This is a genomic window from Streptomyces himalayensis subsp. himalayensis, from assembly GCF_013778455.1.
Lineage (GTDB): Bacteria > Actinomycetota > Actinomycetes > Streptomycetales > Streptomycetaceae > Streptomyces > Streptomyces himalayensis.
This window is the reverse complement of record NZ_JACEHE010000019.1, coordinates 1-15622: the sequence shown is the minus strand read 5'-3', so window position 1 is coordinate 15622 and position 15622 is coordinate 1. Positions and strand designations below refer to the sequence as shown.

14 protein-coding genes and 1 pseudogene are annotated in these 15622 nt (G+C 70.7%); 8 read left to right on the top strand and 7 right to left on the bottom strand.

From position 1 onward, the window contains the following. The first annotated feature begins 85 nt into the window (after nucleotides 1-85). From H1D24_RS27415 to H1D24_RS27405, 3 genes are all read left to right on the top strand, one after another. On the top strand, nucleotides 86-1018 hold the full coding sequence (locus H1D24_RS27415) for a chorismate synthase (RefSeq protein ID WP_258564353.1): 933 nt from the start codon (nucleotides 86-88) through the stop codon (nucleotides 1016-1018). Continuing rightward, complete coding sequence (menC, locus tag H1D24_RS27410) at nucleotides 1015-2130, top strand: o-succinylbenzoate synthase (protein ID WP_181660389.1); 1116 nt, start codon at nucleotides 1015-1017, stop codon at nucleotides 2128-2130. Before H1D24_RS27415 ends, menC begins: the two co-directional genes overlap by 4 nt. Nucleotides 2131-2211: 81 nt before the next feature. Next, nucleotides 2212-3000, top strand: a complete 789-nt coding sequence (locus H1D24_RS27405) for a S16 family serine protease (protein WP_181660388.1) — start codon at nucleotides 2212-2214, stop codon at nucleotides 2998-3000. Nucleotides 3001-3048: 48 nt separating this feature from the next. Here H1D24_RS27405 and H1D24_RS27400 read toward each other — a convergent pair whose 3' ends face one another. The 5 genes from H1D24_RS27400 to H1D24_RS27380 form a co-directional block, all read right to left on the bottom strand. Next, nucleotides 3049-4008 (bottom strand): glycine betaine ABC transporter substrate-binding protein, encoded by a 960-nt coding sequence (locus tag H1D24_RS27400; RefSeq protein WP_258564352.1) that lies wholly within the window; start codon nucleotides 4006-4008, stop codon nucleotides 3049-3051. A gap of 35 nt (nucleotides 4009-4043) precedes the next feature. Beyond that, on the bottom strand, nucleotides 4044-4814 hold the full coding sequence (locus tag H1D24_RS27395) for an ABC transporter permease (RefSeq protein WP_374064401.1): 771 nt from the start codon (nucleotides 4812-4814) through the stop codon (nucleotides 4044-4046). 176 nt (nucleotides 4815-4990) lie between these two features. Beyond that, nucleotides 4991-6343, bottom strand: coding sequence for a betaine/proline/choline family ABC transporter ATP-binding protein (locus H1D24_RS27390; RefSeq protein ID WP_374064384.1), 1353 nt, complete (start codon nucleotides 6341-6343; stop codon nucleotides 4991-4993). Then, nucleotides 6336-6983, bottom strand: coding sequence for an ABC transporter permease (locus tag H1D24_RS27385; protein ID WP_181660386.1), 648 nt, complete (start codon nucleotides 6981-6983; stop codon nucleotides 6336-6338). Before H1D24_RS27385 ends, H1D24_RS27390 begins: the two co-directional genes overlap by 8 nt. A gap of 38 nt (nucleotides 6984-7021) precedes the next feature. Next, the gene (locus H1D24_RS27380; RefSeq protein ID WP_181660385.1) at nucleotides 7022-7492 is read right to left on the bottom strand and encodes an Lrp/AsnC family transcriptional regulator; all 471 of its coding nucleotides are present in this window, start codon (nucleotides 7490-7492) and stop codon (nucleotides 7022-7024) included. A 123-nt stretch (nucleotides 7493-7615) separates the two neighbouring features. On the opposite strand from H1D24_RS27380, the gene hppD reads away from it, so the two are divergent. Next, entirely contained in the window at nucleotides 7616-8770 is a 1155-nt protein-coding gene (gene hppD, locus H1D24_RS27375; protein WP_181660384.1) for a 4-hydroxyphenylpyruvate dioxygenase, read from the top strand. A gap of 8 nt (nucleotides 8771-8778) precedes the next feature. Here the strand turns inward: hppD and H1D24_RS27370 are convergent, their stop codons facing one another. Further along, nucleotides 8779-10305 carry a tetratricopeptide repeat protein gene (locus H1D24_RS27370; protein ID WP_258564351.1) on the bottom strand — a complete coding sequence of 509 codons (1527 nt, stop codon included), beginning with the start codon at nucleotides 10303-10305 and terminating at the stop codon, nucleotides 8779-8781. Nucleotides 10306-10402: 97 nt separating this feature from the next. On the opposite strand from H1D24_RS27370, the gene H1D24_RS27365 reads away from it, so the two are divergent. The 3 genes from H1D24_RS27365 (at nucleotide 10403) to H1D24_RS27355 (ending at nucleotide 14391) form a co-directional block, all read left to right on the top strand. Then, the gene (locus tag H1D24_RS27365) at nucleotides 10403-11773 is read left to right on the top strand and encodes an FAD-binding oxidoreductase (RefSeq protein WP_181660383.1); all 1371 of its coding nucleotides are present in this window, start codon (nucleotides 10403-10405) and stop codon (nucleotides 11771-11773) included. A 125-nt stretch (nucleotides 11774-11898) separates the two neighbouring features. Beyond that, nucleotides 11899-13518, top strand: coding sequence for an RDD family protein (locus H1D24_RS27360; RefSeq protein ID WP_181660382.1), 1620 nt, complete (start codon nucleotides 11899-11901; stop codon nucleotides 13516-13518). Between the two features lie 132 nt (nucleotides 13519-13650). Next, nucleotides 13651-14391 (top strand): RDD family protein, encoded by a 741-nt coding sequence (locus H1D24_RS27355; protein ID WP_181660381.1) that lies wholly within the window; start codon nucleotides 13651-13653, stop codon nucleotides 14389-14391. Nucleotides 14392-14424: 33 nt separating this feature from the next. On the opposite strand, the gene H1D24_RS27350 is transcribed toward H1D24_RS27355, so the two are convergent. Further along, nucleotides 14425-14766, bottom strand: coding sequence for a hypothetical protein (locus tag H1D24_RS27350; protein ID WP_181660380.1), 342 nt, complete (start codon nucleotides 14764-14766; stop codon nucleotides 14425-14427). A gap of 254 nt (nucleotides 14767-15020) precedes the next feature. Here H1D24_RS27350 and H1D24_RS27345 point away from each other — a divergent pair. Continuing rightward, nucleotides 15021-15622 (top strand): annotated as a pseudogene (locus H1D24_RS27345) (immune inhibitor A domain-containing protein); the annotation flags it as partial.

Sequence of the window (15622 nt, the reverse complement as noted above, 5' to 3'; positions counted from 1 at the left end):
TTTTGGCTGCTTGCAACAAGACCTTACGTAGATCTTGTGCGGGCGGACAACGCTCGCCTCCCTGGAGCCTTCCAGACTCGGAGGCATGACAGGAGTGACGACCTCCGCCTCCCCCGAGGCGGTCATGCCGGCGGTACGCGAGCTGGCGGCCACCGCCGCACGCACGGCCGGAGTCACCGTGCGCACCCTCGACGACGTGACCGGCATCGCCGCCGTGGCCGACTTCTTCTGCGACGTATGGAAGACGCCCCGCAGCACCCAGCCCTACCCGGCCGAGGTGCTGCACAGCCTGGTCCACGCCGGGGGCGCGGTGCACGCCGCGTACGACGGGGAGCGGCTGGCCGGGGCGTCGGTCGCCGTCTTCGGGCCGCCCGACGCGCAGGACGTGTACTCGTTCGTGGCCGCTGCCGCCGCCTCCGACCGCGGGGTCGGCCACGCGGTGAAGCAGGCGCAGCGGGTGTGGGCGCTGGAGCGCGGTGCCCGCACGATGCGCTGGACGTTCGACCCGCTGGTGGCCCGCAACGCCCGCTTCAACCTGGTCAAACTGGGCGCCACCGGCACCGAGTACCTCGTCGACTTCTACGGGCCCATGGCCGACGGCGTGAACGACGGCGACGAGAGCGACCGGCTCACCGTGACGTGGGACCTGGTCTCGCCCGGCCATGCCCCGACCGGTCAGGACACAGACGAACCCGAGCCCGAGGTCACCCACAGCGCCCCGGACGGCGGCCCCCTCGCAACCCGCGCCGCGGACGGCCACCGGATCCGCTGCCGGGTGCCGCACGACATCGTGGCCCTGCGCGCCGCCGACCCCGCACTGGCGCTGCGCTGGCGCCACGCCGTGCGCGGGGTCTTCACGGAGGCCTTCACCGAGGGCTTCACGGCGACGGGGATGTCCCGCGACGGCTGGTACACGCTCACCCGTCCCGCCGAGGGTCCCGAGGGCCCTCACCGCACCACCCCGGAGGCCACCTCGGAGGCCACCTCGGAGGTGGCCTGGGAGGCCGGTCAGGCATGAAGCTGGAACGCGTCGAACTGCTCCATGTGGCGATCCCGCTCGTCACCCCCTTCCGTACCTCATTCGGGACCATGACCAGCAAGGACACGTTCCTCCTGCATGTCGTCACGGACGAGGCCGAGGGCTGGTCCGAGTTCGCGGCCGACCCCGAGCCGCTGTACTGCTCGGAGTTCGTGGCGGGCGCCGAGATCGTCATACGCGACTTCCTGCTGCCGCGGATCGCCGCGCTCCCCGAGCTCACCGCCGCCGCGCTCGGGCCCGCCATGGCCAAGATCAAGGGGCACGAGCTGGCCAAGGCGGCCGTCGAGACCGCGGTCCTGGACGCCGAGCTGCGGGCCCACGGCATGCCGCTCGCCACCTTCCTCGGCGCCGTCCACGACCGGGTGCCCGCAGGCGTCTCGGTCGGTATCAAGAACTCGGTGCCAGAGCTGCTGGACGACGTGGAGCGCTACCTCGCCGAGGGCTACGTACGGATCAAGCTCAAGATCGAACCGGGCTGGGACCTGGAGCCGGTGCGGGCGGTGCGCGAACGCTTCGGCGACGGGCTGCCGCTGCAGGTCGACGCCAACACGGCGTACACCCTGGCCGACGCCGAGCATCTGCGCAGGCTCGACGAGTACGGACTGCTGCTCATCGAGGAGCCGCTGGAGGAGAACAACCTCCACGGGCACGCCCAGTTGCAGCGGCGGGTCGCCACGCCCGTCTGTCTCGACGAGTCGCTGCACTCGGCCCGCGACACCGCGTCGGCGATCGCCATGGACGCGTGCCGCGTCGTGAACGTCAAGCCCGCGAGGGTCGGCGGCTATCTCGAGGCGCGGCGCATCCACGACGTCGCGGCGGCGCACGGTGTTCCCGTGTGGTGCGGCGGCATGCTGGAGACCGGCATCGGGCGGGCGCCCAATCTGGCACTCGCCGCACTGCCCGGCTTCACTCTGCCGGGCGATACGTCCGCCTCCAGCCGGTACTTCGCCGAGGACATCACCGAGCCGTTCGTACTGGAGGACGGCCATCTGCCGGTGCCGCGTACGCCCGGCATCGGCATCGACCCGCTCCCGGACGCCCTGCGCCGCTTCACGACGGCGCGGCGGGAGCTGTACCGGACGGTGCGCTGAGGGCGTGCCGCCGCCCTGTGGTGTGCACACGACCGGGAGACGACCTGAGAGGGCCGCGTCGCCGCAGGTTAGATTGGCTCTGTGCTCTCTCGCCTCTCACGCCCCAAGGCCGTCGCCGTCTGTGCCGCCCCGGTCGTGGCCCTGCTCGCGACCGCGGTCCTCGCGCCGCTGCCGTTCGCCGTGGCGCAGCCCGGGATGACGGCCGACGTACTCGGCGAGAACAAGGGCCGGCCGGTGATCACCATCACGGGCGCGCCCACGCGCGACACCACCGGGCAGCTGCGTATGACGACGATCGCGGCGACCGGCCCGGACGCGGACGTGAGGCTGGGCAACGTGCTCGACGGCTGGTTCCGTACGGACCAGGCCGTGATGCCGGTCGACGCGGTCTATCCGAGCGGGGAGAGCACCGAGGAGATCGAGCAGTACAACGCGGAGCAGATGCGGAAGTCCCAGGACGCGGCGACCGACGCCGCCCTGTCGTATCTCGATGAGGATCCGGACAGGGTGCGGGTGACGATGGAGCTCGCCGACGTCGGCGGCCCCAGCGCGGGGCTGCTCTTCTCGCTGGGCATCATCGACAAGCTGGACGGCGACGGCAGCGGAGGCGACCTGACGGGTGGCCGCACCATCGCGGGTACCGGCACGATCAACGCCCAGGGCGCGGTCGGCCCGGTCGGCGGTGTCGCCCTCAAGACCCAGGCGGCCAAGCGCGACGGCGCCACGGTCTTCCTGGTGCCGAAGGCCGAGTGCGCGGACGCGCAGGCCGAACTGCCGAAGGGCCTGCGGCTGATCCCGGTGACGACCCTGGAGAGCACCGTCGAGTCGCTGCGCGCCCTGGAGAAGGGCGGCTCGGTCCCGAGCTGCTGACCCCGGTCCCGAGCTGCTGACAGACGAGCTGCTGACACGGACCGCGCCTCACCCCTCCTTCACGAACCCCTCCTGCACCATCCACTCCAACGCGACGAGATGCGGGTCCTGCCCCTCGACGTCCACCTTCGCGTTGAGCTCCTGCGCCACCGTGTTGTTGAGCCTCTTGGTGATCGGGTCGAGGATCCCGGCGATCGCCGGGTACTTCTCCAGCGTCCTCGTGTTGATCGACGGTGCCGCGTTGTAGTTGGGGAAGAAGTGCTTGTCGTCCTCCATCACCGTCAGGTTCATCGCCTTGATGCGGCCGTCGGTGGTGAAGACCTCGCCGAAGGTGCACGTTCCCTTGGCGATCTGGGTGTAGATGATCCCGGTGTCCATCTTGGTGATGTTGGACGAGGGGATGTTCATCCCGTACGCCTTCTGCATGCCCGGAAGGCCGTCCTCGCGGGAGGCGAACTCGCCCTCCACGCACAACGTGACCGCGTCCGGGTCCTTCTTCGACAGCTCCGCCACGTCCGAGAGCGTCCTCGTGCCGTACTTCTTCAGGTTGGCCGGGTTGGTCGCCAGCGCATAGGTGTTGTTGAGTTCGGCAGGCGGCAGCCAGGTCAGGCCGTTCTTGAGGTCGGCGTCCCGTACGGCCTGCCACTGCTTCTGGGGGTCGGGGATCGGCTCTGCATTGCCCTGGTGCGTGATCCAGGCCGTTCCCGTGTACTCATACATCGCGTCCGCGTCGCCGTTCCTGACGGCCTCGCGGGCGCCGATCGAGCCCTGGATGCCGGTACGGTCCAGGACGTTCGCGCCGGCCGCCTGGAAGGCGATGCCCGTGATGGCGCCGAGGATCAGCTGCTCCGTGAACTCCTTGGAGGTCACGGTCAGATCCGCGCCCTTGAGCGGCTTGCCCTGCCCGATCGAGCCGGGCTCCACGTCGTCGGTCATGGGGGAGCCGCTCGCCAGGCCGCACCCCGCCAGCAGAGCACCGGCCACCAGGACGGCTGCCACCCCGCGCATCCGCCCACGCATACCCACACGCAACCGTCGCCGCCTCACCGCCGCACCTCCAGACCCCGCGGTCGCAGTCCCAGTTCGGCCAGCGACGCCAGCCAGTCGACGAGCAGCGCCAGCGCGACCGTCAGGACCGAGCCGAGCATCAGCACCGGCATCCGCTGGCTGGTGATGCCGGTGCTGATCAGGTCGCCGAGCCCCCCGCCCCCGCCGAACGTGGCGAGCGTCGCCGTGCCCACGTTCAGCACCAGCGCTGTGCGTACACCCGCGAGGATCAGCGGGACGGCCAGCGGCAGTTCGACCTTCCCAAGCACGCCGAGCGGCGACATGCCGATGCCGCGCGCCGCCTCGATGAGCGTGGGGTCGTTGGCCTTCAGGCCCGCGATGGTGTTGGACAGCACCGGCAGCACGGCGTAGATGATGATGCCGATCAGCGCCGCCTTCTGGCCGATTCCCAGCCAGATCACCAGCAGCGCCAGCAGGCCGATCGCCGGGGTCGCCTGGCCGATGTTGGCCAGCGCGACGGCGAAGGGCGCCGCTTTGCGCATCCGTCCGCGGGTCAGCAGGATGCCCAGCGGGATCGCGATGATCAGTACGAAGAAGGTGGAGATCACCGTCAGCGCCACGTGCTGGCGCAGGCGCAGCCACACGACGCCCTCCGCCAGCGCGTTCCTGGAGATCGGGTCCAGGTCGGCGGTGGCGAACCAGATCCAGGTGGCGAGCAGCACGGCCGCGACCACCGCGGGCAGGTAGGTGAGCTTCTGCCATGTCACCCGGGCCGGTTCGCGGGCGCGTACCGCCGCAGCGCCCAGCGTCTGCTGCTCGGCCGCGCGCTCCTCCCGCGCCAGGAGTTCCTCATAGTCCCGCTCGCCGTCGGGAAGCCCGGTGCCCGGCAGCTCGTCCTGGGGCAGCTTCGTGTCGCGGTCCTTCGGAAGCCGCGTCCCGCGCTCCTTGGGGGGCCTCTTGTCACGGTCGCCGGGAACGCGCCTCACGCCCTCGCCCCTCCGCCGTCGCCCTCCTGGTCCGCATGCGTCTGGTGGGCGCGTACCTCCTCCAGGTGGTGCTGGTGCTCGATGGCGTCGAGCCGGTCGGCCTCGAGGAGTTCGTGGACGGAGTTCATCAACGTCTCCATGTCGACGACGCCCTCGTACTCGCCGCGCCGCCCGGTGACGGCGACCCGCCCGGTGTTGTCCGTGAGGACGGCCTCCAGGGCGTCCCGCAGCGTCGCGTCCCGCGTCACCGTGTCGGCCACGAGCGTCCCCGCACGGGCCAGCGACCCCTTGGCCCGCATCAGGTCGCCGCGGCGCAGCCACTTGTACGGGCGGCCGCGCCTGTCGAGGAGCAGGATCTCGTTCGTACTCCCCGAACGGAGCTTGTCGAAGACGTCCTGGAGCGGGTCGTCGATCTTCACCGTCGGATACTCGGTGATCTCCACATCCCGTACGCGCGTCAGGTTGAGCCGCTTCAACGCCGCACCGGCGCCCACGAAACCGGACACGAAGTCGTCCGCCGGATTGGTCAGGATCGCCTCAGGGGTGTCGAACTGCGCGATCCGCGAGCGCTCGCGCAGCACCGCGATCCGGTCGCCGAGCTTGATGGCCTCGTCGAAGTCGTGGGTGACGAAGACGATCGTCTTGTGCAGCTCGCGCTGGAGCCGGATCAGCTCGTCCTGGAGGTGGTCACGGGTGATCGGGTCGACAGCGCCGAACGGCTCGTCCATCAGCAGCACGGGCGGATCGGCGGCCAGCGCCCGGGCCACGCCCACGCGCTGCTGCTGCCCGCCCGAGAGCTGGCGCGGATAGCGGCCGTGGAACTCGCCGGGGTCGAGGCCGACGAGGTCCAGCATCTCCTCGACCCGCGCGGCGATCTTCGACTTCGGCCAGCCGACCATCTTCGGTACGAGCGCGATGTTCCGCGCGACCGTCATGTGCGGGAAGAGCCCGGAGGCCTGGATGGCATAGCCGATCTTGCGGCGCAGCTTGACCGGGTCCATGTCGGTGACGTCCTCGCCGGCGATCCTGATGCGCCCGCCCGTCGGCTCGATCAGCCGGTTGATCATCTTGAGCGTGGTGGACTTCCCGCAGCCCGAGGGGCCGACGAAGATGACGATCTCGCCCGCCTTGATCTCCATGTTGACGCTGTCCACGGCCGGGGCGGCGCTGCCGGGGTACTGCTTGGTCAGGTTCTCCAGCTCGATGGTGGCGCCCGTCTTGCCGTGGGCGGCGGAGGCGTCGGCCCCTCCGCTGTCCGTCGCCGCACCGGAGCGGCCCGGTCCGCCGGCCGCCGCCTCGGATCCCTGCGCGGTTCTCGGAGTCCCAGAGATGTCGGGAGTCTCAGGCACGGATCCCCCTCGGGATGGTCAGCCGTCCGATGAGGACGTATGCGGCGTCGAACAGCAACGCGAGGACGATGATCCCGAGCGTGCCCGCGAGCACCTGGTTGAGCGCGTTCGCACTGCCCAGGGACGCGATGCCGCGGAAGATCTCGTTGCCGAGACCCGGCCCGGAGGCGTACGCGGCGATGGCGGCGATGCCCATCAGCATCTGCGTGGAGACCCGGATGCCCGTCAGGATCGGCGGCCACGCCAGCGGCAGCTCGATCCGCAGCAGCCTCGCCGCCCGCGACATCCCGATGCCCTTCGCCGCGTCGACCAGCGTCGGATCGACGCCGCGCAGCCCGACGATGGAGTTGCGCACGACCGGCAGCAGCCCGTACAGCGTCAACGCGATCACCGTCGGCGGCACGCCCAGGCCCACGACCGGGATCAGCAGACCGATCATGGCGAGGGACGGGATGGTCAGAATCGTGGAGGTCGTGAGCGTGGCCAGATTGCCCGCCCACTCGCTGCGGTACGTGGCGACGCCGATCAGCACTCCCAGGACGGTCGCGACGACCATGCACTGGAAGACCGCGGAAGCGTGCTGGTAAGCGTCCGTGAGCAGCTGCTGATGGGTGCTGCTCACGAATTCCCAGAAGTTCACCCAGTCTCACCTTGCCCTGGCACCGGAGGGTGCCCGCGTCAGGAGTCTCCCGACGCCTGCTCCACAAGCGGGATGATCCGCAACGGAACGGGGTTTTCCATGACGATCGCCGTGGAAGCCCGGACGATGCCATCAAAACCCACAACCCGGTCGATCACACGTTGGAGGTCGGCGTTCGACCGGGCGACCAGCCGGCACAGCATGTCCCCACCGCCGGTCGTCGTGTGCAGCTCGAGGACCTCCGGGACGGTCGCCAGATGCGCCCGGACCTCGGCACCTTGCCCCTGGCGGATCTGCAGGGTCGCGAACGCCGTGACCGGATAGCCGAGCGCCGCCGGGTCCACCTGGGGACCGAATCCGTGGATGACGCCATTCGCCTGAAGGCGGTCCAAACGGGCCTGTACCGTGCCGCGCGCCACCCCGAGCCGCCGCGAGGCCTCCAGAACCCCGATCCGGGGTTCCCGGGCGAGGAGCACGATGAGCCTGCCGTCCAGATGATCGATCGCCATGCCGGCCTCCGAGGATGGTCATCCTGTACAGAACGCCCGACCATCCTGGCGTCGCGGTGGGCAGATTGACCAGCAGAACTGCGAACTATTGCGCACCTTGTGGAGCGGGTGGAGCCTGCTGCCATGGCAGCCACTTCTGCACCCCTCCACTCCACCCCGACCACCGCACGCGAGGCCGACCCCTTCCCGGTGAAGGGAATGGACGCGGTCGTCTTCGCCGTCGGCAACGCCAAGCAGGCGGCCCACTACTACTCCACGGCCTTCGGCATGAGGCTCGTGGCGTACTCAGGACCGGAGAACGGCAGCCGCGAAACGGCGAGCTACGTCCTGGAGAACGGCTCCGCCCGGTTCGTCCTCACCTCGGTCATCAAGGCCACGACCGACTGGGGCCGCTTCCTCGCCGGGCATGTCGCCGAGCACGGCGACGGCGTGATCGACCTCGCCCTCGAGGTGCCGGACGCGCGCGCCGCCTACGCGTACGCGATCGAGCACGGCGCCCGCGGCATCGTCGAGCCGCACGATGTCAAGGACGAGTACGGCACGGTCGTACTCGCCGCCATCGCCACCTACGGCAACACCCGCCACACCCTCGTGGACCGCTCCGGCTACGACGGCCCGTACCTGCCGGGCTTCGTCGCCGCCGAACCCCTCGTCGGGCCCCCGTCCCGCCGCACCTTCCAGGCCATCGACCACTGCGTCGGCAACGTCGAACTCGGCCGGATGAACGAGTGGGTGGCCTTCTACAACAAGGTCATGGGCTTCACGAACATGAAGGAGTTCGTGGGCGACGACATCGCCACCGAGTACTCGGCGCTGATGTCGAAGGTCGTCGCCGACGGCACGCTGAAGGTCAAGTTCCCGATCAACGAACCGGCCGTCGGCAAGAAGAAGTCGCAGATCGACGAGTACCTGGAGTTCTACGGCGGCCCCGGCGTCCAGCACATCGCGCTCGCCACGAACGACATCGTCGAGACGGTACGCACGATGCGGGCCGCGGGTGTCCAGTTCCTGGACACCCCCGACTCGTACTACGACACGCTCGGCGAGTGGGTCGGCGACACCCGCGTGCCCGTCGAGACCCTGCGGGAACTGAAGATCCTCGCCGACCGCGACGAGGACGGCTACCTGCTGCAGATCTTCACCAAGCCGGTCCAGGACCGCCCGACGGTCTTCTTCGAACTCATCGAACGCCACGGCTCGATGGGCTTCGGCAAGGGCAACTTCAAGGCCCTGTTCGAGGCGATCGAGAGGGAACAGGCACGGAGGGGCAACCTGTAGCTCGGGTCTCATTTCGGGGGAGCCGTCAACGCCGGCTCCCCCAGTTCCGCCAACGCCGCCTCGGCCCGAGGCGCCAGCAGCGGCGAGAAGTACGGATTGATCCGCAACGCCTGCTGCAGATGCCGCCGCGCCGCCCCATACCGCCCCAGAGCCCGCTCGATCTCCCCCCGGTGATAGGCGAACAACGCACTGATCTGCCCCTGGTCCATCGCCTTGACCGCGTGTTTCAGGGCCTCCTCGTCGTCACCGGCCCGGTGCAGCGCCCACCCCAGCGCATCCTCGGCCTGCGCGCTCCCGTGCCGCTTCCACTCCGCCTGCAGCCGCCGGACCGCCTCCGCCGGATCCCCGTGGTCGGCCTCGAAGAGGCCGAGGGTCAGCTCGTCGTTGACGCCGCCCTCGCCGTCGTGCCGCACACGGGCGCCCAGCGCCTCGTACTGCGCCCGGGCGGACTTCTCGTCGTTCAGCGACTGGTACAACTCGCCCAGTTCCAGGGCGTATTCGGGCGCGGGCTGCTTCGCGATCGCGCTCCTGTACGCGCTCAGTGCCGCCGATGTCCGGCCCAGTGCCGCCAGCGCGCGGCCCTTCCCGGCGAGGGACGCATGGTGCCCGGGGTCGGCGCGCAGCGCGGCTTCGTAGTAGCGCAGCGCCTGGGCCGGATATCCGCGCTCCCACGCGAGCTCCCCGGACCGGTACAGGCTCACGGCCTCCTGGGCCGGTGTCCTGGCGAGCACCGTCGCGTCCGCCAGCGCCGCAGCCGCGTCCTCGCGCCACCCCCGGTCCCGGTACACCTGCCCGGCAGCGATCTTCACCGCCGCCCCGGACGACCCTGAGGTGGTCAGTCCGCTCATGGTCTCCAGCGCCTTGCCCGCGGCCTCGATGTCGCCGAGCCGCCTGTACGCGTCGATCAGCACGGGATACGTCGTCCACCGCTTGGGAGCCAGCTCGACCGCCTGCTCGCCCCACTGCCTCGCCGCACGGAAGTCGTGGCGCGCGTAGGCGAGGGTCGCCAGCCCGGCCAGTGCCTGGACGTTCTTCTCCGGCTTCGTCTTCAGCGACGTGTACAGCGCCTTCTCGGCCCTCGGGAAGTACGCCGCGTCGGCGGTCTGCCGCCCTCGCTCGACGTACGCGGCGCCGAGCACCGCCCAGGACTCCTCGTCCTTCGGGTTCCTGCGCAGATGCGTCACGCGGTCGTCGATGAGGGCGGTCAGATCGGCCGTGGAGGCGGGCACCCCCGCGCCCAGGGCGGTCGCCGCCCGCGCGACGGGGCCGGGTCCCGGCGCGGGCAGCGGAGCCTCGTCCCGCTGCCCCGGGAGCCACGGGACCAGCATCACCACACCGCCGCTCACCACGCCGGCGACGACCGCGACGGCCAGCGCGCGTTTCACGATGCGGGAGAGGCGCCGGCGCCGCGACGGCTTCGCCGGGCCCTCAGGCATGATCTTGGGCGCTGACCCCGGTGCGGTCTCAGCCGCCGCCGGAACCTGCTGTCGCCCGGCCCCGGACGGCGGAACCTGCTGTCCGTTTTCGATCTCCATGGCGCAACTGTGCGCCAATATGAAGATCACATCCCCGCCACACGAACGGCCTCGCCGACGGGTTCACACCGATGGCTGCGAGTGTCACGCTGTGATCATGAGCCGTACTCTCGTCGAACACCTCAGCGCAGGTCTGCCGGCCGAGGCGATCCTCACCGATCCCGACATCACGGCCTCCTACGCCCATGACATGGCCAGCTTCTGCGAGGCGGGCGAGCCCGCCGTCGTGGTGCTGCCGCGCACCGTCGAGGAAGTGCAGCACATCATGCGCACCGCGACCGAGCTGCGCGTCCCCGTAGTGCCTCAGGGCGCCCGCACCGGCCTGTCCGGCGGTGCCAACGCCACCGACGGCTGCATCGTGCTGTCCCTGGTCAAGATGGACCGCATCCTGGAGATCAGCCCGGTCGACCGGATCGCGGTCGTCGAGCCGGGCGTCGTCAACGCAGCCCTCTCCCGCGCCGTCGGGGAGCACGGGCTGTACTACCCGCCGGACCCCTCCAGCTGGGAGATGTGCACCATCGGCGGCAACATCGGCACCGCGTCGGGCGGCCTGTGCTGCGTGAAGTACGGGGTGACCGCCGAGTACGTCCTCGGGCTCGACGTCGTCCTCGCCGACGGCCGGCTCATGCACACCGGCCGCCGCACCGCCAAGGGCGTCGCCGGATACGACCTGACCCGGCTGTTCGTCGGCTCCGAGGGCAGCCTCGGCATCGTCGTACGAGCCGTCCTGGGCCTGAGGCCGAAGCCGCCCCAGCAGCTCGTGCTGGCCGCCGAGTTCGCCTCCGCGGCCGCCGCCTGCGACGCGGTGTGCAAGATCATGGAGGGCGGCCATGTCCCGTCCCTGCTCGAGCTGATGGACCGTACGACCATCCAGGCCGTCAACGCCTTCGCGAACATGGGCCTGCCCGACACCACCGAGGCCCTGCTGCTCGCCGCGTTCGACACCCCCGACCCGGCCGCCGACCTGGCCGCGCTCGGCTTGCTGTGCGAGGCCGCGGGCGCCACCCAGGTCGTACCGGCCGAGGACCACGCCGAGTCCGAACTGCTGCTCCAGGCCCGCCGGTTGTCGCTCACCGCCCTGGAGGCCGTCAAGGGCACGACGATGATCGACGACGTCTGTGTGCCGCGCTCCCGGCTCGGCGAGATGCTCGAAGGCGTCGAGCGCATCGCGGAGAAGTACGGCCTGACGATCGGTGTCTGCGCCCACGCGGGGGACGGCAACACCCATCCCACGGTCTGTTTCGACTCCGCCGACGCCGACGAGTCCCGGCGCGCCCGCGAGTCCTTCGACGAGATCATGGCGCTCGGCCTGGAGCTGGGCGGCACCATCACCGGTGAGCACGGCGTCGGGATCCTCAAGAAGGAGTGGCTGGCGCGCGAGATCGGGCCCGTGGGGGTGGAGATGCAGCGCGCGATCAAGCAGACCTTCGATCCGCTCGGCATCCTCAACCCGGGAAAGCTCTTCTGAGGCCTCTCCCGGCGCCCGCGGTGTGCCCGAAAGGGGTGCTTCCCGCGGGACCCGCCCAGGGGCGTGCGCCGGTCTGATAGATGTGGACCCCAACTCCAGCCCTCGAGCAGATACGGGACGACGGCATGAGCGCCCCAACTCCGGCCCCCGGCGACGACAGGCCCCGCGAAGGCTACTACCCGGACCCGTCCATCCCCGGCTATGTCCGGTACTGGAACGGCGCTGCCTGGGTGCCCGGTACGAGCCGTCCGGCGCCCAGCGACGGCGAGCCGCTGCCCCCGCCCCCGGGGGTGACCCGGGCCCCCGCGCCTGCTCAGATCCCGGCGCCCGCCCCCTCCCCGGTGCTGCCGAGCGCGGAGGAGACCGGTCCGTTCTTCCTCGACGAGGAGCCGGGCGCCCCGAGGGCGACGCCGGGAGACGCACAGCACGGCACCAAGCCGGAGCCGGCCTCGGCATGGGGCGCCGACACGTCCCAGCAGACCGGCTTCGGCGGTGACCAGGACCGCCGCATCTCCTGGGGCTCCCAGCAACCGGCAGGCCCCCACACGCCGCGCCCCTCTCAGGAGCAGGAGAGCGCGGAGGGCGTGGGAGGCACCCCCGGCACGATGCGGATGCGCGCCCTGAAGCCCGGCCCGGCGGCGGGCTCCGCCGCGGCCGCAGGCGGTGACGCGGGGCCGGGCGGCACACCCGAGCCGCCGACGGACGGCACCGTGAAGTTCCGCCGCCCCGCCGTTCCGGGAAGGCCCGTCGGCGCCGGAGCAGGGAGTGCCGCCAAGCCCGCGGACAGCGCGTCCGGTGCGGGATCCGGCCAGAACGCGGGGGCCGCCGCACCGGGCACCGACGGGACCATGGCCATCCGGGCGCTCACCGGTCCGGCCGGAGAACGGGGCGCGGGCCAGGCGGCCTCCACCCCTGCCCCCGCCTCCCCGCAGCCATCCGCTCCCCAGCCGTCCGCTCCTCGGCCGGCCACTCCCCAGCTGTCCGCCTCCCCGCAGGCGTCCGCCCCGGCCACGCAGCACTCCGTTCCGCGGCAGGGCGCTGCGACCGGTACCCCCGCCGTGCAGCAGCAGCCGGGCCCGCCCGGGCCCTCCCCGGTGACTTCCGGGCCCGGCGGCGGACAGCCGTCCTGGGCCCAGCAGGTGCACCGGCTGGCGCAGCCCGAGTCCGGCCCGGCGGCGTCCGCGGCCGGGGGCGAGCAGCCGGTCGCGCCGTGGAAGCCGCCGGTCGAGGATCCGTTCCTCGCCGCGGCGCAGGCCCAGGCTTCTGCGCGTCCCGCGGGCCTCGGCAAGCGGTTCGCGGCACGGCTGATCGACACCTTCGTCACGGGAGCCGTGACCGCCGCGGTCGCCGTGCCGCTCCTCGGCAAGGCGATCGACCACATCGACGCCAAGATCGATGCCGCGAAGCTCTCCGGTGAGACGGTCACGGTCTGGCTGATCGACGGCACCACCGCGGGCTACCTCGGCATCGTCCTGGGTGTCCTCCTTCTCTTCGGCGTCGCCTACGAAGCGCTGCCGACCGCCAAGTGGGGCCGCACGCTCGGCAAGAAGCTGTGCGGACTGGAGGTGCGGGACATCGAGGCGCACGAGCCGCCCTCGTTCGGCGCCGCGCTGCGCCGCTGGCTGGTGTACTGCGTCCCGGGCGTGCTGGTGATCGGTGTCGTGGGCGTCCTGTGGTGCCTGTTCGACCGGCCGTGGCGCCAGTGCTGGCACGACAAGGCGGCGCGTACGTTCGTGGCCGGCTAAGCGGCCCCGGGGAAGTTCAGGCACGCCCCCGGCACCGCTTAGAAGTCCGCTGACAGGGCGGGCCGCCGTCCGGATACTCCGGACGGCGGCCCGCCCATTGCGGACCCGATGGGTTCGCGGTCGACTCGGGCCATGAGTACCGAACCGCCGCCCTCCGGTTCCGGCCAGCCGCCGGAAGACGACCCGTTCAGGAAGAAGCAGCCGCCTTCGGGGGACGAAACCCCGCAAGGCGGTTCCCCGTACGACGCTCCGCAGGGTGGCTCTCCGTATGACACCCCGCAGGGGGGCGGCGGCCCCTACGGCGCTCCGCCGCCGCCCGGCGGCGGCTCCCCGTACGGCGGTGGGCAGCAGCCACCGCCGCCCTATGGAGGCGGCGGCCCCTATGGCGGAGGCCCCTACGGCGCCGAGGATCCGCTGGCGGGCATGCCCCCGCTGGCCGACAGCGCCAGGCGCACGCTGGCCCGCATCATCGACATGATCATCGTCGGCATCGTGGTGGGGCTGCTCTCGTGGGCGTTCGGGCTGAAGGAGGTCTATGTGACCGAGAACGAGGTCGACGCCGGGCCGCTGTACGGCCGGGCGGTGCTGGCAGCCGTGCTCTACATCGCGTACGACACGTTCATGATCGCCAGGTCGGGTCAGACCCTCGGCAAGCAGTTGATGAAGATGCGCGTGGCGAATCTCAGCGACGGCTCGACGCCCAGTGTCCAGACGTCGCTCGTCCGGGCGGCCGTGCTGTGGCTGCCGTTCGCCTTCTGCTGCTACTGCATCTGGACGGTGATCTGCGGCGGCTGGAGCTATTTCGACAAGCCGTACAAGCAGGGTCTGCACGACAAGGCGGCCAAGACGGTGGTGGTCAGCACCACCCCTTGAGAGTCGCCGGCACCCGGCCGGCCGGAGCGGCAGTCAGCGCTGGTGTACGCGCTCAGCGCTCGCGTGCGCGGCGGCGTGCCGCACGGGCACCCGCTCCACGGGCGCGGATCGGGCGGGAGCGGTGGCAGGGGAGGAAGCAGAGGCCGAAGCGGGCGCGCGGGCCGGAGCCCCGCCCGACTTCGCGTTCACGGCGGAACGCACCGTCTTCGGCTGGGACACGGTCATGGCGACCAGAAGGCCGAGGCCGAGCGCGGCAAGGGCGATGACCGTCACTCCCACACCCGAACTCGTCTGCGACAACAGCAGCATGGCCAGGGTGCAGAGGACAACGGTTGCGGAACCGTAGGCGAGCTGTGCGGCGGTCGGACGAGGCATGACGTATCCGTCCTCGGGATGGGGTTCCCCCATGCCCTCGTGCCATGGGGGAGGATGCGAAAATCAACGAGGGTGCGTAACTATGTCGACTTGTCTGTAACGCGCCGTCAAATGACTCTAATCGGCTGCATGCCCGAGTGGAACGCCGGTAAGCGTGACCTTACCCACGGTGCCGGTGCACAGGGGGCGCACGGAGTCACCGAGTCCACCAAGTGGACGGGCCGACGCGCCCGTTGAAGGTTGCGCCAATCCTCGCCGGTCGTCCGGTTACCGAACTCCGTCTGCTGCATAGTGCAGTTGGCGTGCGCACTGGCCAAGAAGGCTTCGCGGCCGACTCGATCACGGTCACCGCGGACGGCTCGGCTGTCTTCTCCGACGACGCGGAGAGCGCGGACGTCGCCTGGACCGCGACCGGCTTCTCGTGGATCGGCGCCTCCTTCACCAAGGACTACGCGCAGTACTACATCGCGGAGAACCGCCGGTACGTGTCCTACGACAAGACGCTGAAGGCTGGCCCGTACAACTTCGGCTTCGCGGCCATGCGTCCCTCCTGGGTGGAGCACTTCCCCTACCAGAACGGCCTTCTGATCTGGACGTGGGACACCTCCCAGATGGACAACAACACGAGCGAGTACCCGGGCACCGGGCTGGTCCTGCCGGTCGACGCCCACCCGAAGGCGCTGCGGTGGTCCGACGGCACGCTGATGCGCAACCGCATCCAGAGGTACGACGCGCCGTTCACCGAGTACCGGATGGACGGGTTCACGCTGCAACACAGGGCGGACGTCCCCACGGTGATCCCGTTGCTGGCGGGCAACCGGATCTTCAACGACCAACACGTACTACGACGAGAGCA